Source organism: Adhaeribacter swui, assembly GCF_014217805.1.
GTDB lineage: Bacteria > Bacteroidota > Bacteroidia > Cytophagales > Hymenobacteraceae > Adhaeribacter > Adhaeribacter swui.
The window spans coordinates 2,216,250-2,239,051 of record NZ_CP055156.1; the positions used below are offsets into that span (position 1 = coordinate 2,216,250).

General features: G+C 43.7%; 19 protein-coding genes. 8 read left to right on the plus strand and 11 right to left on the minus strand.

Going from position 1 to position 22,802, the window contains the following annotated elements; genetic code table 11:
- Window positions 1-72: 72 nt before the first annotated feature.
- The 3 genes from HUW51_RS09755 (at window position 73) to HUW51_RS09765 (ending at window position 2,953) form a co-directional block, all read left to right on the plus strand.
- Window positions 73-726 carry an energy transducer TonB gene (locus HUW51_RS09755; RefSeq protein WP_185273799.1) on the plus strand — a complete coding sequence of 218 codons (654 nt, stop codon included), beginning with the start codon at window positions 73-75 and terminating at the stop codon, window positions 724-726.
- 109 nt (window positions 727-835) lie between these two features.
- Window positions 836-1,456 (plus strand): hypothetical protein, encoded by a 621-nt coding sequence (locus HUW51_RS09760; RefSeq protein WP_185273801.1) that lies wholly within the window; start codon window positions 836-838, stop codon window positions 1,454-1,456.
- Between the two features lie 276 nt (window positions 1,457-1,732).
- Window positions 1,733-2,953: an alpha/beta hydrolase family protein gene (locus HUW51_RS09765; RefSeq protein ID WP_185273803.1), complete on the plus strand. Its 1,221-nt coding sequence runs from the start codon at window positions 1,733-1,735 to the stop codon at window positions 2,951-2,953.
- A gap of 182 nt (window positions 2,954-3,135) precedes the next feature.
- On the opposite strand, the gene HUW51_RS09770 is transcribed toward HUW51_RS09765, so the two are convergent.
- On the minus strand, window positions 3,136-4,392 hold the full coding sequence (locus tag HUW51_RS09770; protein ID WP_185273804.1) for an MFS transporter: 1,257 nt from the start codon (window positions 4,390-4,392) through the stop codon (window positions 3,136-3,138).
- Window positions 4,393-4,535: 143 nt separating this feature from the next.
- On the opposite strand from HUW51_RS09770, the gene HUW51_RS09775 reads away from it, so the two are divergent.
- The 3 genes from HUW51_RS09775 (at window position 4,536) to HUW51_RS09785 (ending at window position 7,224) form a co-directional block, all read left to right on the plus strand.
- Window positions 4,536-4,829: an HNH endonuclease gene (locus HUW51_RS09775; RefSeq protein ID WP_185273805.1), complete on the plus strand. Its 294-nt coding sequence runs from the start codon at window positions 4,536-4,538 to the stop codon at window positions 4,827-4,829.
- Between the two features lie 174 nt (window positions 4,830-5,003).
- Window positions 5,004-6,053, plus strand: a complete 1,050-nt coding sequence (locus HUW51_RS09780; RefSeq protein WP_185273807.1) for a DUF6687 family protein — start codon at window positions 5,004-5,006, stop codon at window positions 6,051-6,053.
- A 334-nt stretch (window positions 6,054-6,387) separates the two neighbouring features.
- Window positions 6,388-7,224, plus strand: a complete 837-nt coding sequence (locus HUW51_RS09785; protein ID WP_185273809.1) for a universal stress protein — start codon at window positions 6,388-6,390, stop codon at window positions 7,222-7,224.
- Between the two features lie 287 nt (window positions 7,225-7,511).
- On the opposite strand, the gene msrA is transcribed toward HUW51_RS09785, so the two are convergent.
- The 10 genes from msrA to HUW51_RS09835 form a co-directional block, all read right to left on the minus strand.
- A complete protein-coding gene (msrA, locus tag HUW51_RS09790) occupies window positions 7,512-8,066 on the minus strand; it encodes a peptide-methionine (S)-S-oxide reductase MsrA (RefSeq protein ID WP_185273811.1) in 555 nt (184 codons plus the stop codon).
- 465 nt (window positions 8,067-8,531) lie between these two features.
- A complete protein-coding gene (locus HUW51_RS09795; protein WP_228466983.1) occupies window positions 8,532-9,644 on the minus strand; it encodes a glycoside hydrolase family 43 protein in 1,113 nt (370 codons plus the stop codon).
- A gap of 110 nt (window positions 9,645-9,754) precedes the next feature.
- Window positions 9,755-10,159, minus strand: a complete 405-nt coding sequence (locus tag HUW51_RS09800) for an acyl-CoA thioesterase (protein ID WP_228466984.1) — start codon at window positions 10,157-10,159, stop codon at window positions 9,755-9,757.
- A 183-nt stretch (window positions 10,160-10,342) separates the two neighbouring features.
- Window positions 10,343-10,984 (minus strand): response regulator transcription factor, encoded by a 642-nt coding sequence (locus HUW51_RS09805; protein ID WP_185273813.1) that lies wholly within the window; start codon window positions 10,982-10,984, stop codon window positions 10,343-10,345.
- Between the two features lie 68 nt (window positions 10,985-11,052).
- Entirely contained in the window at window positions 11,053-11,253 is a 201-nt protein-coding gene (locus HUW51_RS09810) for a hypothetical protein (RefSeq protein WP_185273814.1), read from the minus strand.
- Window positions 11,254-11,484: 231 nt separating this feature from the next.
- Window positions 11,485-12,798 carry a flavin monoamine oxidase family protein gene (locus HUW51_RS09815; protein WP_185273816.1) on the minus strand — a complete coding sequence of 438 codons (1,314 nt, stop codon included), beginning with the start codon at window positions 12,796-12,798 and terminating at the stop codon, window positions 11,485-11,487.
- 92 nt (window positions 12,799-12,890) lie between these two features.
- Complete coding sequence (locus HUW51_RS09820) at window positions 12,891-13,223, minus strand: antibiotic biosynthesis monooxygenase family protein (RefSeq protein WP_185273818.1); 333 nt, start codon at window positions 13,221-13,223, stop codon at window positions 12,891-12,893.
- A 57-nt stretch (window positions 13,224-13,280) separates the two neighbouring features.
- Window positions 13,281-14,435: a glycoside hydrolase family 26 protein gene (locus tag HUW51_RS09825; RefSeq protein WP_185273820.1), complete on the minus strand. Its 1,155-nt coding sequence runs from the start codon at window positions 14,433-14,435 to the stop codon at window positions 13,281-13,283.
- A 531-nt stretch (window positions 14,436-14,966) separates the two neighbouring features.
- Window positions 14,967-16,181, minus strand: a complete 1,215-nt coding sequence (locus HUW51_RS09830) for an alpha/beta hydrolase family protein (RefSeq protein ID WP_185273822.1) — start codon at window positions 16,179-16,181, stop codon at window positions 14,967-14,969.
- Between the two features lie 283 nt (window positions 16,182-16,464).
- The gene (locus HUW51_RS09835) at window positions 16,465-17,799 is read right to left on the minus strand and encodes an ammonium transporter (RefSeq protein ID WP_228466985.1); all 1,335 of its coding nucleotides are present in this window, start codon (window positions 17,797-17,799) and stop codon (window positions 16,465-16,467) included.
- Between the two features lie 564 nt (window positions 17,800-18,363).
- Here HUW51_RS09835 and gyrB point away from each other — a divergent pair.
- Both gyrB and ppk1 read left to right on the plus strand, forming a co-directional pair.
- Window positions 18,364-20,319, plus strand: coding sequence for a DNA topoisomerase (ATP-hydrolyzing) subunit B (gene gyrB / locus HUW51_RS09840; protein ID WP_185273824.1), 1,956 nt, complete (start codon window positions 18,364-18,366; stop codon window positions 20,317-20,319).
- 196 nt (window positions 20,320-20,515) lie between these two features.
- Entirely contained in the window at window positions 20,516-22,795 is a 2,280-nt protein-coding gene (gene ppk1, locus HUW51_RS09845; protein ID WP_185273826.1) for a polyphosphate kinase 1, read from the plus strand.
- Window positions 22,796-22,802: the final 7 nt, after the last annotated feature.

A 22,802-nucleotide genomic window follows, 5' to 3' on the forward strand; every position in this document is an offset into this window, starting at 1 on the left:
CTAATTACAGGATGCAGCCGGGCTATTTTTAAAATAATTAAATGTTACACACTTTTAACAACTACCAATATCATGCATAAAACACTTTTACTTTTATTATTACTACTTCCTGATTACTTGTTCGGCCAGGAAACTAAAAAAGTTATCGACAAGAAAACGAATGAAATTTACTTTGTTCTAAATTCAGATAATTCTACCAGGCACGGGGAGTACAACAAATTTGGGTTTGGCAACAGATTAATGGTAAAAGGATTTTACAACCAGGGAGCAAAAGATAGTATTTGGGAGAGTTACGATTTTAAGGGACAGGTAAGCTTAAGATACGATTACACTAATAACAAACTTTTGTTATACGTACCCAACGAACTAGCCAAAGAAAGGCAATACCACCTGGTGAACCCGCCCGCTTCGGCCGAGGCAAAATTAAGCCAGCCTCCTATTTTTCTGGAAGGCGATGATGGTATTTATGCGGTACTTGGTAAAGAAATGCGTTATCCCGCGGACGCTTCCCGCCGGGGGAAATCCGGGACAGTATTCGTTTCCTTTATTGTAGATAAAAACGGCAACGCAAGGGACTTTCAGGTTAAAAATCCTCTTGGTTATGGCTTAGACCACGAAGCGCTTCGGGCTATGCTTTTGCTACCGCCTAATTGGTTGCCCGGGAAAGTAAATGCCGAACCCGTTGACGTAGAAGTGACTCTTCCGGTAAAATTTAAGCTGCAGTAATCTGCAATTGAACTTTTCCGGGTAAACTGGTATTTGATGGAAAGAAGAATATTTAAAAAAAAATATCATTTAACCAGCGGAAAAGTAAAGTAGTAGCTCGCGTAACCTTATGAAAAAAATTGTATTGCTCTTGGTTGTTATAGCGGTAATTGGTGGATACACGTATTACCACAATCTGGTAACTAGTCCGAAATACTCCTTGTTGCAAGCCCACGAAGCCATGCAAGACCACGACATGACGGCTTTTGAAAAGTACGTGAATATCGAAAGTATTACCACGGGATTGGTAAACGACATGTCGCAGCAAAAAGGCCTGATAAGTATGTTAAATCCGGGCAGTATGGTTCTAAAGCAAGCCATTCAGTTTATGAAACCGCAATTGGCCAGCGTGGTGCGCAAAGAAGTACAGAAATACGTAGAGACTGGTTCTTTTGCCAAAGACCCCAGCCGGGAAAAGAAAGTAGATATTTCGCTGAACGGTTTATGGAACAAGGTAGTAAGCGATAGCAGTCAATTTAAGGGCGTAAATTATACCCGCGAAGAAGGCGAAACCGCTTTTGTGGGTTTAGAGTTTACGCAACCCCGCTACGATACCACTTTTGTGCTCGAAGTAAAAATGCAGAACAAAGGCGACTACTGGCAAGCCACCGAAATAACCAACACCAGCGATATTTTTAAAGGCGTTGCCCGCTTGCAAAAACAAAAACTACAGAAAAAACTGGTGGATTAGAGTTAGAAAGCTACTAGTAAAAAAAGAAATAGCAAGTAAACAAAAGCCCCTTACGGTAAAATGCAAGGGGCTTTTGTTTTACCCATAACAAAAGCAATTTTTAAAATTGTTTAATTTCTAACGGGCAGAATCTTTGGAATATACTATATCTGGTTTTTTGGAAAGTAGCTGTTTTTATAATGTCAGAATAGGTAAAGCAGTGGTCTGCAAAGGAACTTTAAAGCCGGGATTTTCCTTTAAAATAGATACCAAATCTATTAATTTAAGCAGAATCAAGTGAAAAAAAAGATAGGAATAGTAGGCTGGTTGCTGTTTGCGTATATGTTTGTAAGCGCCGGTTGCCAGAAGGAAGCTAATGAAACTGTAATACCTACAACCCCGGAAAAAGATTATTTTGTTTCGGCGGAACAATTAGCCGTAATTCCCCAAAACGTACTGCAAACGCTGGCTACCAGCCAAGGATATAGCAAATTTGTACCGCAGATTAAGTACGACGTAGCCATTTATAAGATGGTGTACACTACCACTTACAAAAATCAGGAAATTAAAGCATCGGGGTTATTAGCCATACCGCAAAACATGACTGCCCCGGCTGCGATACTCAGTACCCAGCATGGTACTTCTTTCCTGGATAGCGATGCGCCGACTAATTTCCCGAATACTTTCTCCGGGTTTGAGCTGTTTGCCTCTACGGGCTTTGTTACCCTTATTCCGGATTACATTGGCTATGGCATTTCCAAGGATATTTTTCATCCGTACTACGACCAGAAGCACTCTGGCCTGATGATAGTGGATATGATTAAAGCGGCTAAATCGTACGCCAAAAAACAAGCTATTAAGCTTAACGATAAGTTGTTTTTGGTGGGTTACTCCGAAGGCGGTTATGTAACAATGGCGGCCCAGAAAGAAATTGAAATGCATCCGGAGCATGGTTTAACGGTTACGGCGGCTGCCGAAGGCGCCGGTGGTTACGACTTAACGGGTATGTTGTCGGCAGTAACTACTACGCAATCGTACGGCAATCCTTCGTACCTGGCTTTTGTGCTGCAATCGTATAATACCACTTACAACTGGAACCGTCCTTTAACCGATTTCTTCCAGGAACCTTATGCTGACCGTATTCCGGAATTATTTAACGGTACTAACGGTGCTGGTAAAATCAATAACAGTCTGGCAAAAAATCCGCAAGAGTTGTTTAATCCTAATTTCTACGCTAATTTAAAAAATCCGGCAGGAGAGCAAGCCTTAAAGCAAGCGCTGGTAGATAACAGCTTTTTAAACTGGGTACCAAAAAGCCCAACCCGCTTGTACCACGGTACCGCTGATCAGTCAGTATTTTTTCAAACAAGCCAATCGGTTTACGATAAGTTTAAAGCCGCTGGCGCTACCAACGTGGAGTTAATCCCAATCCCGGGTGGTACCCACAGCAGCAGCCTGGAGCCCATGGTTTTATCCGTTATCCCTTGGATTCAAAGTCTGAATGCTCCGGTTAATTAGTCGTTATTCTACGAACTACAGACCATAGTTCACAGTGGAAATTAAAAAGAGCCGCGCTGCACTTATAGCAACGCGGCTTTTTTTAATTTTTTTATTTTTGAGGATATGTTTTGCTCGTTAGTTAGTCGATTGTCTAATTCCTATAACCTTCCAACCTTCAAACTTTCCAACCTTTCAACCACCTAACTCACTACCTTCAACCGGGTTATAATAAACATACAAGCCACAGTAGCGATGCAGGCAATAATACCCACGGTATTAAAATGCAGGATTTCGCCGGTAGGGGTTTTTTGAATAATTAAACCCGAGATAAAGGCCGATAAACCCGAAGCTAACTGCTGCACCGACGATTGAAAACTCATGAAACTGCCGCGTAATCTTTTCTCGACGCTGGAAGTTAACAAAGACACGGCCGGTACAAAGCGGGCACCAAAACCAATAAAGAAGCTGGTGGTAATAATTAAAGCAATGTAATGCGGCACCCGCGGCATGTTGGTAACCAGAATAATCGGAATAATAGAAAATAAAGCGGTGTAAATAAACATGCGCTGCTTGCCATATTTATCGGCTAGTTTACCGGCCAATTGCGAAGTTACTACTGAGGCCAAGCCCCCGCACAAGTAAATAAAAGCTAGCTCGGTTTCGGCAAAACCTATATTACCTACCATATACGGACTAATAAAAGGCACCACCGTAAAGCCGGCGAGCGTAAGTACAACCATTAAAGTTAAGGCCCAGAGTAAGTTGCGGTTGGTAAGTATATCCAGCACCAGTTGCACCGGTTTGGTTTTTACAGCGTTGGTTAAATGGCCGCGCATAGTTGGTAAAAACTTGATGGCTATAAATAATACCAGTACACTTAAACCCGCTAAGCCAAAAAACGGTGCGTGCCAGCTACTCAAACTCGCCAGGTAAAGCCCCACCGGAATACCAATAATAGACGCTGCCGAAAAGGCCGCCATTACTTTACCGGTAGCGCTGCCCCGCCGGTGTTCGGGAACTACGTCGCCGATAATAGAAAATACCAACGCGCCAATAACTCCCCCAAAAGCCCCCGCCAATACGCGGGCCAACATTAAAAACTGATAATTAGGCGCAATAGCGCAGCAAAACGTACCAATTATAAAACCTACGTATAAGGCCAGCAATGCATTTTTCCGGTCGAACTTATCAATAAAAAAAGTGCTGATAAACCCCGAAGTGGCGGCGGCAAACGTATACGCCGATACCAGCAAACCAAATTGTTTCGGGCCAATGGCAAATACCCGCATCAGTTGCGGACCCAAGGGCATCATAATTACAAAGTCGATGATATGGGTAAACTGAACGGCGGCCAGAATAAATAACAACCAACCTTCCCGGATAACCGATTTTGGTACAATGCTGTCGGGGTTATCTGGAGTTAAAGCGTACGTTTCAGGAGCGTTTGTTTCGGGCATAAAACAAATAAATTTAAAAATCTAAAATAGAAGCAGATCAAAATTACGTATAGAATAAGTAAGAGGTAATGAGGAAGTAAAAAGTTTTGCTGATGCGGTAAAAATTAAAAACCCAAAGGTAAAGCTTTTGTTCAGGATTATTTATGGCTTCAGCAAAAGATACAAGTATTTGCCAACTATGTAATCGGCAGGTAGATGCCGTAACCCGGCACCACTTGCTGCCCAAGCAAGAAGGCGGCCGCTACTCCGAAACTGTAGATTTATGCCAGCCCTGCCACAGTACCATTCACCGCACTTTTACTAACCGCGAACTGGCCCGGGGTTTTACGTCGGTAGAGGCGCTGCAACAAGCCGAACCTTTGCAAAAATACCTGAACTGGATTAAAAACAAGAACAACATTACCCGCATTTCTAATCGCCGGGGCAAACACCGGTGAAAGGGTTGATCTATTTGTAAGAAACTTTTCAGTCCGATTAGAATCGCTCATCTTTGCTAAAATTTTAAAAAATTACCGTAGCTGGTAAAATAACCTGTGCTCGCATTAGTTAATGCTAAATCATCAGAATACTTAATTCTGAAAAACCAATAAGGAGCAACCAACCACTAATCCATGCTGAAGCAATTTATTCCGTTTACCCAAGTAAAGCACCAGCCCACCATTATCGTGGATAGCCTGTACCCCAAAGGTTTGATTCTGGCTCATTGGCGGGGCGCCGTAAACCCACCCGGAACTGACGATGATACCAGCGCCGGTATTGTGTTAAATGCCTTGCAGCAGCAAATTCCCGGATTAGAAGCTCCCTACGTGAGTGCTAACCATTTCGACGTGGATGGATTTGTGGGTGTGTGGAGTGTGTTAAACCCCGAAGTTGCTTTACAAAACGAGGCCGTGTTGCGGCAAATGGCGATTATTGGTGATTTTCGGGAACTGGATTTAAGCCAGCCAGCCGCCGATAAAGCTTTAAAATTGGTTTGCTGGATTAATAAAGTAGAAAAAGAAAAGTTTTACCCACCGTTTGGCGCCGATGAGGTCGAAGATAATGAAATGGAAGCGTCGGTGCCCAAGTTCGCGTATTTTCTGGCAACTTTCGGCGACGTGCTGGCGCATCCGGAAGCGTACCAAGCTGATTGGGAAACGGAGTATAACCAGGTTATAGCTGATTACCAGATAATCCATGGCCCGCAAACCCAGGTAACCCTTTTCCCCGAAATTGGATTGGTACAGATTCAAACGCCGCAACCTGTGCATTACTACGCTTTGTTCAGCCGGACTATTGGTTACGATATAGTATTGAGCCAATATGCAGATAACCGGTACGAGTTAGAATACAAGTACACCACTTGGGTGGATATCAGCTCGCGAACTACTTTACCCCGCGTTCCCTTAAAACCCTTAGCGCAAATTTTGCAAACTCAAGAAACTAGCAACTACCGCTGGACGGCCGAAAGTGTAACCGATACCGGGCCTATTCTGCGTTTAAACGGCAGTAAATTACCAAAAAAGCAACGCTACGCCAACCCTACAGAACGGCCTATCTATTCCTCAAGTATAGAGCCCACGGATTTAAATGCCCAGGTAATGGCGTATTTTCAGTCTAGGTACGCCGGTGTGAAACCCCAGCAACGCTGGACCTGGCCCGAAATAAAAGCTTTTAAGTAATCAGACAAAAGCATCAGGATAGTAGCTGCTGCCCTGTGTACAAAATAGCAATTCAATAGCAATGTACTTTGCCACCAATCTCAACTGCTACTGCACTATCATCTTTTTATTTAGTAGCTTATATGATGTATAGAAATATAAAAATTTAAAAATTGGCTTCTGATAACACAAGAATGGGATGCGCTGGCTGGTGATGGCTAGTGAGAATCAGTGCAGATAGCGAAAAATCAGGAAAATAGATGTGTTTAAAGCGTAATGAAAACATAATATGTTTTTAGCAGTAATAAATACGCAAAAAAGCTATATTTAAATTGTTCCCGACCGAAGCTGCTTTATGAATAAGATTCTCTGCCCCACCGATTTTTCGAAAACGGCCGCCAATGCTGTAGAAGTTGCCGCGATGGTAGCGCATTATTTACAAGTACCTTTAACCTTGTTACACGTGGTGCATTTACCTTTAATTGGTACCACCGAATCGGCGCTAGTAGCCGATGAAGCCCTGGAAGATCAGAAGCAAAACGCTACGGAAAAACTCTCCCGCATTTGCCAGCACCTAACCGCTCGATACGGCCATGGCTTTTGCGAATATAATTACCTGGTGAAAGAAGCTTTATTATCGGATGCGGTAAAGGATTTATGCCGGCACGAGCATTTTGATATGGTAGTGGTAGGTACTACGGGCGGCGGCAACTCCCTGGAAGAAATCTTAATCGGCAGCAACACCCAGGCGGTAATCGAAGGCGTAAAATGCCCGGTGTTGGCGGTGCCGGCCAAAACCCCGGTCGAGCCGTTCCGGCACTTGGTGTACGCCTCTAACTACCAACCCGAAGATGTAGAAGCTATTCAGCGGTTATTAGTGTTTGCGGCTATTTTTAAAGCCGAAGTAGAAATTGTGCACGTGAGCGAGGAGCAAAGTACCAGCACCGATTCTAAAGCGGCTAAGTTCCAGGAGAATCTTCGTGCTAACTTCCCTAACGCCAACCTGCGCTTTCAGGAAATTGTTCATCCCGACGAAGTGGAAGGCTTAAAAGGTTTTTTAAGCACTACCCAGGCGGATGCACTGGTAATTTTAAAAAAGCACAAAGGTTTTCTGAGTAATATTTTCAGCCAGAGTTTATCGGAGCAAATGACTTACCAAACCAAACTGCCTTTATTGGTTTACCACGCCTGAGAATGTTACTCGTTTTAAGTTAAAGGTTGTAGGTGCCTATACAAGGATTTTTAAAAATACTCAAAGGCTGGATGCGAAAGCGTGCTTTTTTGAATGATGCACTATGCATTCTAAGTAGCAGGGCGTAAAAAAGACTAAATAGATTAGATTAGAAAAGAACAGCTTCGCCGAAGAAAAATTCTCTTTGCGTCATTCTAAACTTGTCGCAGAATCTAACTAATACCGTTTGTTGCGGTACTCATTAAATCCCTTGACAAGCTCGGTATGACTTGCAAAAATTTTAAAAATTAAGCTTTTTTCCAGTGTCTTTCCAGGAAACCGGCGCGGCCTGAACCAACATTATACCGCTGGTAATGCATTGGGTTCTTTTTGTAGTAGTCCTGGTGGTAATTTTCGGCGGGGTAAAAAGGTTTAGCCGGTAAAATAGGCGTTACAATAGGCAATCCCCCAAAAGGCCCGTTTTGCTGTAAATCTTCTTTCGACTTTTCGGCGGCCGCTTTTTGTTCTTCGCTGTGGTAAAAAATAGCGGTTTTATACGACGAGCCCCGATCTCCGAACTGACCGCCCGCATCAGTAGGATCAATGGATTGCCAGAAAACCGTAAGAATCTCGTCGTACGAAATCAGGCTGGGGTCGAAGGTAATTTGTACGGCTTCGTAATGTCCGGTTAAGTCGGAGCAAACTTGTTCGTAAGTAGGGTTTTCCACGTGCCCCCCCGTATATCCCGAAACCACTTTTATCACACCCGGCCATTGGTCGAAAGGTTTTACCATGCACCAAAAGCAGCCCCCGGCAAAAGTGGCTAATTGGTATTGTTTATTATCTTGTTTCTCGCTTTCCATAATGCTAAACTATTTATAATGGTTTAACCTGAATAAAACGGTTTTGTTTTACAACAAACGGAAACCACAAGTAAAGCGGTTAACCGGATGGCCAGAGTAATTTCTGAAGCATCCAATTTGCTTCGAAGCTAAATAGGTTCCTCCTGAATGACATAGAAGATAATATTTTTAAATATTTAAAAATTTGGAAGCTATAGAACAAACAGCGTTGGCAAGGTGCAAGTTCTGACGCTAAACTGTTCGAGCGTTCAGCGAGTTTTTAGCGTCTTGACTTTTTTGGTTCTTTTTGTGTCAAGACAAAAAGAACAGAACCTCAGCTATGAAACAACTCCACTAAGCCATCAAAGCTGGTACAGCAGCTATGCGAACGAGAACTTATTGCTCGAAACGAAAGGCACGGAAGTAAATCCGCGCCATAGTGTGCCATCAAAAATTTAAGAAATTACAACTTCTTTATCCAAATATTTATTCTTTATACGCCGTAATAGTTTCAATCGTACCATCCGGCTTATGCTTCAACTCGGTAATCTTAATGTTGCGCAAATGCGTTTGGCCTTTGGATAATTCGGTATCGTGGTAGAATAAATACCATTTATCCCGGAAAGGCACAATGGATTGGTGATTGGTCCAGCCGAGTACCGGGTTTAAAATAACGCCTTGGTAAGTAAACGGACCGTAAGGGTTATCGCCGGTAGCATAAGCAATGTAGTGCGTGTCGCCGGTAGAGTAGGAGAAGTAGTATTTGCCGTTGTATTTGTGCATCCACGACGCTTCGAAAAAGCGCCGGTCGTGGTCTTTGGTTAGGAGCGGCTTGCCTTCTTTATCTACAATCTGTACATCCTTCACAGGTTCGGCAAAGCTGTGCATATCGGCGCTTAATTTTGCTACTTTCGGGCTGATAGCCGGTTCGTTTTCTTTACCAGAATCAGTTTTGGAGCCGTTCGGGTTAAATTTACCATTCTCCCATTTCTGCAACTGACCGCCCCAAATGCCGCCGAAATACATGTAATGCTGGCCATCGGTATCTTTAAAAACGGCGGGGTCAATGCTAAAGCTGCCTTCAATGGGTTTAGGGTCAGGTTTAAACGGACCAGTAGGCGAAGTAGAAGTAGCTACCCCAATCCGGAAAACATCGTTTTTATCTTTTACCGGAAAATACAGAAAGTAAGTACCATCTTTAAAAGCCGCATCCGGAGCCCACAATTGCCGGCCCGCCCAGGGAATATCTTTAATGTCTAGAGCAACGCCATGATCGGTAACCTTACCACCTACGCTATCCATGGATAAAATATGGTAATCGCGCATGGCAAAATGGTCGCCGTTATCGTTTTGCGGCACATTCGACTCAATATCGTGCGAGGGGTAAATGTAGATTTTGTTATTAAATACGTGCGCCGAAGGATCAGCCGTATAGATTTCGGTGATAAGCGGTTTATTTAAAAATTTCTGATTGCTATCCGGAGCAGCAGCTGTTTGTTCGGTATTGTTTTCGGCGGCTTGTTCGGGCTTTTTGCTCTGACAGGCATAATTTAAGCAACCGGCCATTAGGACTAGATAACAGGCGTAATGTTTGAGCATACAAATAGTGGTTTTAGGTGAAGTAAAATCGGGCTTAAACTTGAAAGTTAATGGAAAAGAATAAGTAATACTCTTTTTTATTGAAAAATAATTGTCAAAATAACAAATATCTACAGAATAGCCAAAATATCCGGATCAATGCGTTTGGGGCGCATGGTAGCGGCATCGAGCAAACACCAGGTAGTTTTTGCCTGAGCCAGCAACTGATCGGAACCAGCCCGGTATAAGGTCACAAAGCGGTCGAACTTGGCACCCTGGTGCGCGCCCACCCAGGTAAAACCTTGAATCTGGTCGGTTAAAAAAGCAGGCCGCAGGTAATCGATTTCGTGGCGCAACACCACCCACAAGTACCGTGATTTTAAATTATCCGGCGCAGCGTAGTTCCAATGAGCCGTGGCTACTTCTTGCACCCAGCGCAGGTAAACCACGTTGTTAACGTGCCCCATCATATCAATGTCTTCGGGCTGAACCTGGAGCAGATGGCTGAACTTGGCCGGATTTTTATTTTCCATCATAAGCCCGATTACGGTCTTGATCCGGCAAAGTTTACAGGTTCTACGGTCTTAGGGTAAGCCGCAAGAGTTATTCTAAAAATTAAAATTTTTAAAAAATAAAGGCCAGACTAAGCCAGATTAAAGTTTATAGGTCTGGGATAGCTGGCCTTTTATAGAGTAAAACCGAGATAGTTGCGGCGTACCTTAATTTATTAAGTTATGTACTAAGGCGTATTTTATTAAAGCGGCAGTATTTTTAGAATGTGTTTTAGCCAATAAGTTTTGTCGATGCGATTCAATGGTACGTTTACTGTTAAATAGTTTTTCCGCAATTTCGGCATTGGTGTAACCTTCGGCAATGAGGCGGAGCACGTTTAATTCGCATTTGCTCAGGGTTTCGGAGGCAGTAGCTGTTTGCTCCGTAGCCAGTATACTTTCGGGAGTTTCCAGGAGTTTGTAGGCCAATTCCGAACAAATAAATTTATTACCGGCACCTACGCTTTTTATCGCAAAAACTAATTCGTCGCGGCTGCAATTTTTAACTACGCAGCCTAAGGCCCCCGCCGCTAAAATCTGGCGGATGTAATATTCCTGGTCCAGCATCGATAAAGCTAAAACCCGGGTTTCGGGGTAATGCTCTTTTACATAAGCGGTAGCTTTATACCCGTCCATCACGGGCATATTAATATCCATAATAATAACATCGGCCGGGTCGGTGGCTAAAAGCTCGATGAGCTCCTGGCCATTGGCAGCCTCGCCTATTACTTCAAAATCCTGTTCCTGGCGCAGTAAGGATCTAATTCCGTCCCGTATTATCTTGTGGTCGTCAGCAATTATAATTTTCATCTTCGTGCGCTTTTAAAAGTAGAAATACCCTAATCTTTTTCAGGTAGTACCAGAATTAATGTTGGTTACTAAGAACAATACTTAATAAAAAAATTATCGTTGTTAAATAATTCAAGTCCGTGTTGGCAAGCCTCGCTCCAGGTAGTAAAATCACCAATTAATTTTTCGTCTTTAATTAATAGATACCGATTAGCGTAATTGTGTTTTAATTCATCCTGATTGGTTTGATAGTAAGAAATATTTCGGAACATATTCTTTTCCAACAACATAAGTAATAGGTTAGCTCTGTAAAATAATATAAGGGCATACACCAACTACCACTAAATGGTTCAATTAATAGTATCTAGGCTGTAATATTTTGCATATTTCCGTATTAATACAGCAATGTTTAAGTTTAATGAAATCTATTCAAAAAATTACACAGTTAATAGTGTTTAACGTTATTTTCCGCAAAAGCTAAAATCAAACGGCGCATTAATACGGATATTAACAGGAATAAATTAATGTATAAACGTTTGAATAATTTGTTCGGCGGCTTTTTTGCCGCTGGCTAAGGCGGCTTCTACAGTGCCAATAGCTGTCCCTTCGTAGAGCGCTTCGCCGGCAAAATACAAAGTATTGGCTTCTGGAATATTTAAAATTTGCCGGGCTGTGGTGCCGCCCACGGTAGCATAGGCGTAAGCGCCCCGGGCGAAAGGATCGGCTGCCCAATTAAATACTTGTTGAGCCACCAACTGTTCCCGTAAATATGCGACTGAAGTATCGAAAAGCAAAGCTAAAGTAGTTAAAGCTTCTGAAAGCAGTTCGGTTGGAGTAGCATTCCGACGTATTTCTGCTTCGCTGCCGGCAATCCAACCGGTAAGTACCGGCGCTGGATTAGGGAGCTGTGTCCACCAGGCGGCAATAGCTGAGGCATCGGTAAATAAAAAGGCTAGCTCGGGCATTTTTTGTGTTACGGCTGCATTGGTTTCATTTTCTTCCCAGAAAGCGCTTTTAAACTCCAGTACTATTTTAATTACCGGCCCAAATCCCAGCGTGGCCAGCGCTTGTTGCCGCTGGGGCAGTGCTGGCGTAAATTGAATAGAACCTTCGGCTGTGGGTTCGGCCTGGAGTACTCCCAGTGGTACAGTAATTAATACTTTGGGAGCTTGATACGTTTTACCGGTGGTGCAGGTTACTTGAACTTGCTTGGGTTGCCAGTTTATTTCTTTTACCGGGGTAGTGGTTACTATAGTTCCGCCGTTGGCTTGTACCTGATGGGCCAGTAAATCTATAATCTGGTGATAACCGCCTGTAGGATGGTAAGAGTTAGCGGCGCCATCAGTTTGCCACTCGTCGCGTAAGGCCAAAGAACTGGTCCGGTTGATATCGGCAGCATCGTACCCTTCGGCAAAGCGGGTAACGCCTTGCCGCAATTCGGCAAATTCATCGCCGGATAGGTATTTTTTTAAAAATTCGGCAAAGGGCATATCTTCTTCTAGTTCATTTAGCCGTGCGAGCAACTCATCAAAATGCTCGATAAATTCTTCCGATTCTTTTAAGATACCGTCGAGTATCTGGTAGTTTTTACCAGCCAGTAAATGCAAAGAAACCTGCGCTTCCTGGAATAAAACTTGTGTGAGTGGCAGGTCGCCGTGTACAAACTCGGCCCCGGCTTCTACGGGTACCGAAAAGTTATTTTCTTGCTGTGTAAAAATGCGGCCGCCCAGCCGGTGGCGGGCTTCCAGTATAGTTACTTTTAAACCTTGCTGGGTTAACTCCCGGGCGGCCATTAAACCGGCAGCTCCGGCGCCAATAATTAAAACATCTGTCATGCACGCGGGTGTTTATTTCCTTACCCGTGTACTGGTAATTACCGAAGAGGTTATTTTGTTTTTATAGAATACAAACAAGTAATAAAATTGCTTCAACTGGGTTTCTGCCAAACCAGGTTAGTTGGCTCGTAATGTTTCATTTCCTGAATGTGGGCGTAAAAGGGGCGGACTAAATTAAAAAATTGACCGAACGAAGCACTCTTCCGGAAGCCGTTCAGGTGGTCGTGCAGGGAAGTCCAGTAAATAGTGAGTAAGTAGTTTTGGGGTTCGTCTACGCCTTTAATCAGTTCGTAGCCTAAACAATAAGGAGCGTTTTGCAGGAGAATACCAGCCTCGGTATACGCTTGTTCAAAAATAGTTTGCTGCTCAGGAGGTATCGCGTACCGGATAATTTCGACGGAACAATCTTTGGTTATGGCGGTCATATATATGGTTAAGATGGTGACTGACTTAAACTTTCCGGTGTTCCAGAAAACTGATTTTTAAAAAATCCCCAGAAACTTACGGCGATACATATTCTTTAAATCTTTTTCGAACAAGGTGTACGGATCGTGGTAAAATTTTAGAAAATTGGGTACGCTCACCTGCCCTGGGAAAGGTGCATAGTAGTGGGTGGAACTGCGGGTATCGTTACGCCAAACCAAGACGTAGCTTAAAGGCATCGGGTATGTTCGCATGGTTTTCAGTAAAGTGTTGGTCCACCAGGTAGTATCCGGAATGGATTCTAAGCCGGTTTCAGTAAAGGCGGCCAGCTTACCTGCTTTTTGGGCGTAGTCGCTGAGTACTTTAAGTTTTATGGCGGCGGTATCGGGGGCATAACGGTTGCGGCCCATATCGCCGTAATTGTCCATGCCTACCATGTCTACCCATTCGTCGTCGGGGTAACGTTCCAGGTACTGCACTTCGTTGATAAACTTATTGTCCGGCGAAAACGCGTAAATAAAGTTGTGCACATCCAGGCTATCGCGCAAGTAAGACACCGTGAAACGCCACAGGGCAATAAATTCTTCGCGCGAAGCGTGGGGTTTGCCCCACCAAAACCAACCGCCATCAAACTCATGGTAAGGCCGGAAAATAATGGGTACCAATTTCCCGTCTTTTCCTCTAACGCTGTGCGCCCATTCGCCCATGCCGCGCAAAATTTCTTTGTACTGGCCGTGCGCTTCGCCGCCCGGAATAAGGTACTTTACAGCCGGTTTCGACACCGAATCGACCCAGTTAAAACCACCCGGACTCACCGGATTAGAAAAATGCCAGGCCGCCGTGACAACGCCGCCCCGGTTGTAAGTATCCACCGCAATTTTACGTACCCGCTCCTTGGCCGCCTGCATTGCTTCCGGCGACCGGCCCGAAAAACCGCTAAAATCAATGCCAATTACCGCTGGGTGCGAGCCCGTTACAGATTTTACATCCGAACGGTCAGGGTCGCCGTTCCAGCCGTGGCCATATTCGGTGGCGTGCTGGTGACCAAACAAGGTGTGTTTTTTAGCTACCCGGCGGAGGTTGTGGTATAAAGCCTTTGTTTGGCGCGTAGCTTTCCGGTCGATGGGTTTATTCCGTTGGGCTTTGGTTGTATGTAAGGCAGCTAAAATTAAAAACAAGGCCAGCAGAAACTTTGTAGACAGTTTAACCTTCATCAATCTTGGTTGTCTAATAATAAAACATAGACTTGCTAGTTACAATCTGAAAACAGCAATGCCAAAATGTAAGCGTAATACGTTAAATAAGTACCTGAAAAGGATAAATAATTATTAGTCTTGCTTTAAAACAAAAATTTAGATCTGGAATAAACGATTAGTTTGTCAATCCAATAAGTGGGTTGAGTAGGCTTTCAGTTTATAAGAATTTTTTAAAATTATTTTTTCTTAGGCTTATTATCCTCTCGCCTTTGGGGGTGTCTCCACCACCAAAACGGGATAGCTCCACAAAATACTTCTCCTAAATGCTTCTACCTGATTGTTTAATCATTACATTTTAAAATGCTAAACAGCTTCAGTGTTTGAAAAGGGTAGACTAGTAGTATTTTAAAATTTTAAAAAATTAATTATTTGCCGTATTCTTAAAATAAAGTAAGAACACGTATTCCTCTTAATAAGGGTTATTCCGGAGGAATCTTATTGGTTATCTATGGAATAGATTCCTCCGGAATGACAGAATAAGATAGGACTTTACTTATTCAGCGACTCAATCCAGGGTAGGGCATCGGCCATCATGGGGGCTATGCTGGTACGGTGCATGCCGCCTGGAATTGGAATAAACTCGACGTTGGTAGCGCCGGCGTTTTTAAACCGGTTAAAGGTAGATTCGGAAGTTTGATAAAAAACCGATTCGTCGGCGGTACCATGGTACAGACGCGTCGGGCTCTTGGGTACCCAATCCAGGAAACTATTATCGGTTAACGCTTTTTTAAGAACAGTTTCGCCGGCTGGGTTGGCTAAGTTAGTGTAGAAAGTAGGATTAAACAAAGCGGCTGGGCTAGTAGTTAAGCCTTGGTTAATGGCGTCAATATCTTTGGTTCCGTCTAATAAAGCTGGAATATTAGCAGCGTAAGGCTCCTGAAAAAAGTCGGTTAATGGGCGTTTCCAGTCGTAGGTGGTATTATACGCCTGTATGATAAAAGCCAGGAAAGCCGGGTTGGCGTAAGTGGTAGTGCTGGCTATGCCGGATAACATACCGGTTAGATCGTAACCACCAGCACCAGCCGCAGCGGCCGTTATAGTTAAATCATGGTCGGGGTTGGTTTCTATTTCTTTCTGAGCGGCCATGGTTACGTAACCGCCTTCGGAGTAGCCTACTAAAAATAAGTTATTATTGGTGGCAATGTTTTGGTTTTTTAAATAATACTTGGCGGCCTTTAACATATCCACCACCGAAAGGGCCGATAGTTTCTGGTCGTAGTACGGGTGAAAGATTTCTTTAGAGATGCCGTAACCAATAAAATCCGGAATCAAGGTAACGTAACCAGCCGCAGCAAACAACTCAAAACCCGTAAAGCTGGCCGGAAAGTTAGAAGGCGCGTCGGTATCTTTAAACATGGTACCGTGTTGCGCGCTCAGCAAGGCCGGCGGTGTGGGCGTGTTCTGCGGAATGGCCAGCAACCCGGATACATTAATCAAATTATCGCGGTAGGTGGTTTTGTAGGTAAAGCGGTAAAAAGCAACATCGTACTTAATGAGTTGGGCAAACTGACCATAACCCGAAGTTGCGGCTAAACCTTGTAACACAATTTTAGGGACCGTACTTTTTACCTCAGCCGATACAAAAAGCTCACTCCCATCCGGCTTTGGATCTACCTTATCGCCCGAGTCATCGGATTCGCAACCAAACAAAACTAAAACCTGCAGCAAAAGCCACCAACTGGCAATTTTTGTATATTTCTTCATGAATTTTAAAGGGTAAAATAACTCAGAGAATAGGTAAGTTGCTTGTTTGCAAGCCTTTTAGCAAACATAGAACATTTATCGCAAAGAACAAGAAGAGTTACGGCGTAAATAATAGTTTGGCATCAACAGATTTTTAAATTTTTGCTTTTCTGAGTAAATCTGCTGGATTGGTATTGGTAGGTCTAACAAAAAAGCGGCTCGTAATCTACGTTAAGAGCCGCTTTTTAAAATTTTAGAATTGTGCAGTAATTAATCTGCTAGTTAATTTGGTGCTATTTTACAGTTATACGCTAGCTAGTACTTGCTCGCCGTGCTGGGTTAAATCCAAGCCGGCAATTTCTTCTTCGCGGGTAACCCCCAGCGGCGAAATTAAATCGGTAATTTTTAAAAGAATTAACGAACCGACAAACGAAAATCCGATTACAATACCTAAGGCAGCCAGGTGCATTAAAAACAGCTTGGTTTCGCCGTATAATAAACCATTACCGGTAGTATTGGCTGGGTTAATGGCCTGATGGGCAAAAACGCCCGTTAAAAGCGTGCCCACAATAGCGCCTACCCCGTGGCACGGAAAAACATCTAAAGTATCGTCGATAGACGATTTGGTGCGCCAGGCTACTACGGTATTGCTAATGATGCTGGCCGCCGTACCAATAAAAATGCTGTTCGGAATAGTTACAAAACCAGCCGCCGGTGTAATTGCCACCAATCCTACTACCGAGCCAATGCAAAAACCCATAGCCGAAGGCTTTTTACCTTTCACGGCATCAAACAAAATCCAGGCAATACCCGCCGAAGCTGCCGCGGTGTTAGTGGTAGCCAGTGCAATTGCCGCCAGAATGTTAGCGCCTACTGCCGAACCCGCGTTAAAGCCAAACCAGCCAAACCACAACAAACCAGTACCAATTAATACGTAAGGTATGTTAGCCGGAGTAGTATGCATCTGGCCGGTTTTACGTTGGCCTAAGTATAAAGCCGCTGCTAAGGCGGCACAACCCGCCGAAATATGCACTACCGTGCCACCAGCAAAGTCCAACACTCCCATTTTAAACAAAATGCCATCGGGGTGCCAGGTCCAGTGCGCAATAGGGGCGTAGATAAACATGCTGAACAAACAAACGAACAATATGTAAGAAGTAAACTTAATGCGTTCTGAGAAAGAACCGGTAATTAAAGCCGGCGCAATAACCGCAAACTTTAGCTGAAAAAAAGCAAACAATACCAGCGGAATAGTGCTGGCCAAGGTCCAGGGTTTGCTTTCTAAGATGCCACGGAACATAAAGTACGTCCGCGGGTCGCCGATTAAACCGCCAATGGAATCGCCGAAAGCCAGACTAAAGCCTACCACTACCCACAGAATACTGATAATACCCATGCAAATAAAACTTTGCAGCATGGTCGAGATCATGTTCTTGGCACTTACCATGCCCCCATAAAAAAGGGCAAGTCCGGGTGTCATGAGTAAAACCAAACCGGCCGCGCCCAGCATCCAGGCTACGTCACCCGCTACAATTCCATCCGTCGACATAGGTTTTGTGGGTATATCGGCTAAAAACACCCCCAAAATACTGATGGTAACTAAAATTAAGAAGGGAATAATGGATAACCGTTCTTTCACGAGAGTAAAAATTTAAAAATCCTTTAATTTTTTATGGTATCACGAAGTATTTATGCAAATGTTTTATAAATATCTGTAAAAAGAAAGACCTAAGTAAATATTTTGTGTAAAAATTTTAAAAAGCACTTCAAAATACATGGTGCAAGGGCGTATTTTGATTAAAATTGATGATACAGGGCTGATTTGACGGGACGTTTTGCAGATTTTAGGTTAGATTTTGCCTGAGCCAGCTTATAAGATGTGGTTGGTAAGTGTTGTACAGAAGCTCTATGGTAAAATTGGCATTGAGCCTTACAAGTAAAATTTAATTTTAAGCAGAAAGTAACTGGGAATTTGGGGTAAATATGGTGCGCCAGGAAGCAGGCAGGCAGTAATAAGCCTTTGTTACAATTATTTTAAGAGAATTAAGTGTTTATAAATTAATAGCTTGGTTTATATAAATTTTTTTAAAAAAATATTTGTTATATTATCAAAGTTATAGATAGAGGTTGTATTTAATTCTGGTAAAAGATAAATAAAAAAGGTAACTTTACCGATTAAGCACAGACTGCATAAATTAGATATATGAGTGAAGTTCAAGAAAGAAAAGCGACTGATTATTCGGCAGATAGTATACAGGTTTTAGAAGGTTTAGAAGCCGTCCGGAAACGTCCGGCCATGTATATTGGCGATATTGGTATTAAAGGTCTTCATCATTTAGTGTGGGAGGTTGTTGATAATAGTATTGATGAAGCTTTAGCGGGCTACTGCGATACCATCGACGTTACAATAAATACAGATAATTCTATTACCGTATCGGATAATGGCCGGGGTATTCCCACCGATTTTCACCAGAAAGAAGGCCGCTCGGCGCTGGAGGTGGTAATGACGGTGTTGCACGCCGGCGGTAAATTTGATAAAGATACCTACAAAGTTTCGGGTGGTTTGCACGGCGTAGGGGTATCCTGCGTAAACGCCCTTTCTACTGATTTAAAAGTAACCGTTCGGCGCAACGGTAAAAAGTTTGAACAAGCCTACAAAATTGGGATTCCGCAGTACGACGTGCGGGAAATTGGCGAAACCGAAGAACACGGTACTACCGTGCACTTTAAACCCGATGATACGATTTTTACCAGTACCGAGTACAAGTACGATACCATTGCCAGCCGTTTGCGCGAGTTATCTTTTTTAAATAAAGGCATTCGTATTAACCTGCAGGATTTACGCGAGTTAGATGCCGACGGCAAACCATTAGCCGAGTCTTTTTATTCCGAAGGTGGTTTACGGGAGTTTGTTACGTACTTAGAAGAAACTCGCGAAAATTTAATTCCGGAACCAATCTACGTTGAAAGCGAAAAAAATAACATTCCGATTGAAATTGCTTTACAGTACAATTCGTCTTACACCGAGAATATTTTCTCGTACGTAAACAACATTAATACCATTGAGGGCGGTACGCACGTAGCTGGTTTCCGGCGGGCGCTTACCCGTACCTTAAAGGCCTACGCCGATCGGTCGGGTATGCTGGATAAAGCCAAAGTAGATATTCAGGGCGATGACTTCCGGGAAGGTTTAACCGCCGTTATTTCGGTAAAAGTGGCCGAGCCGCAGTTCGAAGGCCAGACTAAAACCAAACTGGGTAACTCCGATGTAATGGGAGCGGTAGATACCGCCGTAGGCGAAATGCTAAACCAGTTTCTGGAAGAAAACCCGCGCGAAGCCCGTATTATTATTCAGAAAGTAGTATTGGCGGCCCAGGCCCGTTATGCGGCGCGTAAAGCCCGCGAAATGGTGCAACGCAAAAGCGTATTGTCCGGCACTGGTTTGCCTGGTAAACTCGCTGACTGCGCCGACTCGGAACCTGCCAATTGCGAAATTTACCTGGTAGAGGGTGACTCGGCGGGTGGTTCGGCCAAGCAAGGTCGCGATCGTAAATTTCAGGCTATTCTGCCTTTACGGGGTAAAATCCTGAACGTAGAAAAAGCCCAGGAACACCGGATTTACGAAAACGACGAAATCAAAAACATGATTACGGCTCTGGGAGTAAGTTTTGGTACCCCGGAAGACCATAAAGCCTTAAACTTAGAAAAACTACGCTATCACCGCATTATCATCATGACGGATGCGGACATCGACGGTTCCCACATCCGGACTTTGATCTTGACTTTCTTTTTCCGGTACATGCGCGAGTTGATTGATAATGGGTACATCTACATTGCGTTGCCACCGTTGTATTTGGTTAAAAAAGGCAAAGAAGAACGTTATTGCTGGACCGAGCAAGACCGGATTGAAGCAGTTCAGGAATTAGGCAAAGGCAAAGAAGACAGCGTAAACGTACAGCGCTACAAAGGTTTGGGTGAAATGAACCCCGAGCAGCTCTGGACCACTACCATGCGTCCCGAAACCCGCAGTTTAAAGCAAGTAACCATCGAGTCAGCGGCCGAAGCCGATCATTTGTTTTCGATGCTGATGGGCGACGAAGTAGCCCCTCGCCGCGACTTTATCGAACGTAATGCCAAATATGCTAACATCGACGCGTAACAAGCTTATATTAAGGCAAAATTAAATCTTTAAAAAAGCTTGCTCCGGCAAGCTTTTTTGTTTTTTATTTTACCCGATTTTTTTAAATAAATTCGTAATTAGCACGTTCAAAACAGCACAAACCCGCCGGCTTTTTAAAGCGTATCTTGTTTATAGAACACGCTAATAAGGCAGACATATACTTGTTGAATCAGCAATGAATCCGAATAAAGTTTCCGACCAAATCCGTAAAAGTAAATACATTAGCCGCGATTTAAGCTGGCTACGGTTTAATTACCGGGTGCTCGACCAGGTAAAAGATGCTTCCAAAAGCATTTTCGACCGGCTCAAGTTTTTGGCGATTACATCTTCTAACCTCGATGAGTTTTTCATGATCCGGGTAGGGAGCTTGTATAACTACATCGATTACGGCAAAGAGCGGGTAGATTATTCGGGTTTACGGGAGCTACCTTTCCGGAAAAAGCTGTTTGAGTTTGCGCACCGGTTCGTAAACGATGCGTACTTTACCTACAACAACGAGTTAGTGCCGCTTTTCAACAAAAACGGTTTCGATATTTGCAAAATTGATAGTTTAACGGAAGTAGAGCAAAAAAAAGTAGACCGGTATTTTAAAGATACCATTTACCCTTTGCTCACCCCCATGATGTACGACAACTACCATGGGTTTCCGTTGCTCATGAACCAGATTCTTATTTTTGGCGTGGTTACCAAAACCAACGACGAAAATAAGCTGCAGCAACGCCTTACGTTTGTACAAATTCCGCAGAATTTGGCCCGCTTTTTTGAAATCCAGCGCAAAGACAAAATCATATTTGTGCCCATCGAGGAAATTATTCGCTGGCGCATTGGTAAGCTATTCCGAAACGTAGAAATTGTTTCCATCGACCTTTTCCGGATTACCCGTAACGGCGATTTTACCCTTGAAGAAAGCGATGATATTGATGCGGACTTTATTCAGGAAATAAAATTAAAATTAAAAACCCGGAAAAAAGGCCGGGTAGTGCGGCTGGAAATTGAAAAAAATCCGTCGCCGTACATGATGAAGGTTTTAAAGGAACGCTGGGCCATTGATAACAGCAACATTTTTACCCTGAACAACCTCGTAGACCTGAAAGGCTTATGGCAAATTATTAAACACAATCAATTCCGGGATAAGCTTTTCCGGCAACCTTCGCCGGTGTCGCCTTTTTCGTTACCCGTAGAGGAAGTAAACGAAGACTTATTCGATTATTTAAAAGACCACGATGTGCTGCTGCACCATCCGTACAACAGCATTGAGCCCGTGGTAAGCCTCCTGGAAAAAGCGGCCGAAGACCCGTACGTATTGGGAATTAAGCAAACCATTTACCGATTAGCCGATCAGTCGCGGGTATCGGCGGCTTTACTTAAAGCTGCTGAAAACGGGAAAAACGTGTCGGTGTTGTTTGAAGTAAAAGCCCGTTTCGACGAAGAACGAAACATTAAAGAAGGCGAACGGCTGGAAAAAGCCGGGTGCTTTGTTATCTATGGGGTGAGTAAATACAAAACGCACACCAAAATGATGATGATCATCCGGAAAGAAGGGGAGAAGGTAACGCGGTACGTGCACATTGGCAGCGGTAATTACAACGAACAAACCAGCAAGTTGTACACCGATATTAGTTTGCTAACTACCAACGAAACCTACGCCCACGATGTGTCGGAATTTTTTAACGTTATTACGGGCCATTCTTTACCCAACGATTACGAATACCTGATTACTGCTCCCAAGGATATGCGCCTGCAAATAGCCGAACTTATCCGGTCGGAAGCGCGCAATGCCCGCCGCGGTTTGCCGAGTGGTATTGTGATGAAAATGAACTCGCTGGAGGATAAAGAAATTATTGATGAATTGTACCGGGCATCCAAAGCAGGTGTGCCGATAAAGTTAATTGTGCGGGGCATTTGCTGTTTGCGGCCGGGCCGGAAATCGCTGAGCGAAAATATTTCGGTTTCGTCGATTGTGGGTGAGTACCTGGAGCATACCCGGTTATTTTACTTCCATAATAACAACGAGCCCAAAGTTTTTGGCGGCAGCGCCGACATGATGGTGCGCAGTTTCGATCGCCGCATTGAAGCTTTGTTTTTAATCGTAGATGAACAACTCAAAAAAGAAGCGATTACAATTTTAAAATATAATTTAAAAGACAACAAAAACACTTACGTGATGCGCGAAGATGGGGCCTACATTAAAAAACAGGAACCCGGAGATACCTTTAACCTGCACCAGGAGTTTTATAAGCTAACCCCTGAAAAATTAGAAGATAGCGTATCGTTGCACCAGTACTTGCAGCAGAAAACCGTTATTCCGGCTTATCCCCGAGCCGCTGATGGCAAAAACATTTCTCACGCAGATGATATCACAGACGAAGGCTCAGAGCCAGATGATGAAGTAGACTTAACCGACGAAGAACTGGAGGCCGTTTCTAACCCAGAGCCGGAAGCCGGGTTAGAGTAAGTTATTT

Excerpts from the sequence above, each read along its gene's own strand:
- HUW51_RS09795 (WP_228466983.1), bottom strand. The coding sequence starts at position 9,644 with ATGCTCAAACATTACGCCTGTTATCTAGTCCTAATGGCCGGTTGCTTA.
- msrA (WP_185273811.1), bottom strand. The coding sequence starts at position 8,066 with ATGGAAAGCGAGAAACAAGATAATAAACAATACCAATTAGCCACTTTT.
- HUW51_RS09785 (WP_185273809.1), top strand. The coding sequence starts at position 6,388 with ATGAATAAGATTCTCTGCCCCACCGATTTTTCGAAAACGGCCGCCAAT.
- HUW51_RS09805 (WP_185273813.1), bottom strand. The coding sequence starts at position 10,984 with ATGAAAATTATAATTGCTGACGACCACAAGATAATACGGGACGGAATT.
- gyrB (WP_185273824.1), top strand. The coding sequence starts at position 18,364 with ATGAGTGAAGTTCAAGAAAGAAAAGCGACTGATTATTCGGCAGATAGT.
- HUW51_RS09775 (WP_185273805.1), top strand. The coding sequence starts at position 4,536 with ATGGCTTCAGCAAAAGATACAAGTATTTGCCAACTATGTAATCGGCAG.
- HUW51_RS09800 (WP_228466984.1), bottom strand. The coding sequence starts at position 10,159 with ATGATGGAAAATAAAAATCCGGCCAAGTTCAGCCATCTGCTCCAGGTT.
- HUW51_RS09815 (WP_185273816.1), bottom strand. The coding sequence starts at position 12,798 with ATGACAGATGTTTTAATTATTGGCGCCGGAGCTGCCGGTTTAATGGCC.
- HUW51_RS09755 (WP_185273799.1), top strand. The coding sequence starts at position 73 with ATGCATAAAACACTTTTACTTTTATTATTACTACTTCCTGATTACTTG.
- HUW51_RS09820 (WP_185273818.1), bottom strand. The coding sequence starts at position 13,223 with ATGACCGCCATAACCAAAGATTGTTCCGTCGAAATTATCCGGTACGCG.
- HUW51_RS09825 (WP_185273820.1), bottom strand. The coding sequence starts at position 14,435 with ATGAAGGTTAAACTGTCTACAAAGTTTCTGCTGGCCTTGTTTTTAATT.
- HUW51_RS09780 (WP_185273807.1), top strand. The coding sequence starts at position 5,004 with ATGCTGAAGCAATTTATTCCGTTTACCCAAGTAAAGCACCAGCCCACC.
- HUW51_RS09810 (WP_185273814.1), bottom strand. The coding sequence starts at position 11,253 with ATGTTGTTGGAAAAGAATATGTTCCGAAATATTTCTTACTATCAAACC.
- HUW51_RS09760 (WP_185273801.1), top strand. The coding sequence starts at position 836 with ATGAAAAAAATTGTATTGCTCTTGGTTGTTATAGCGGTAATTGGTGGA.
- HUW51_RS09770 (WP_185273804.1), bottom strand. The coding sequence starts at position 4,392 with ATGCCCGAAACAAACGCTCCTGAAACGTACGCTTTAACTCCAGATAAC.
- ppk1 (WP_185273826.1), top strand. The coding sequence starts at position 20,516 with ATGAATCCGAATAAAGTTTCCGACCAAATCCGTAAAAGTAAATACATT.
- HUW51_RS09830 (WP_185273822.1), bottom strand. The coding sequence starts at position 16,181 with ATGAAGAAATATACAAAAATTGCCAGTTGGTGGCTTTTGCTGCAGGTT.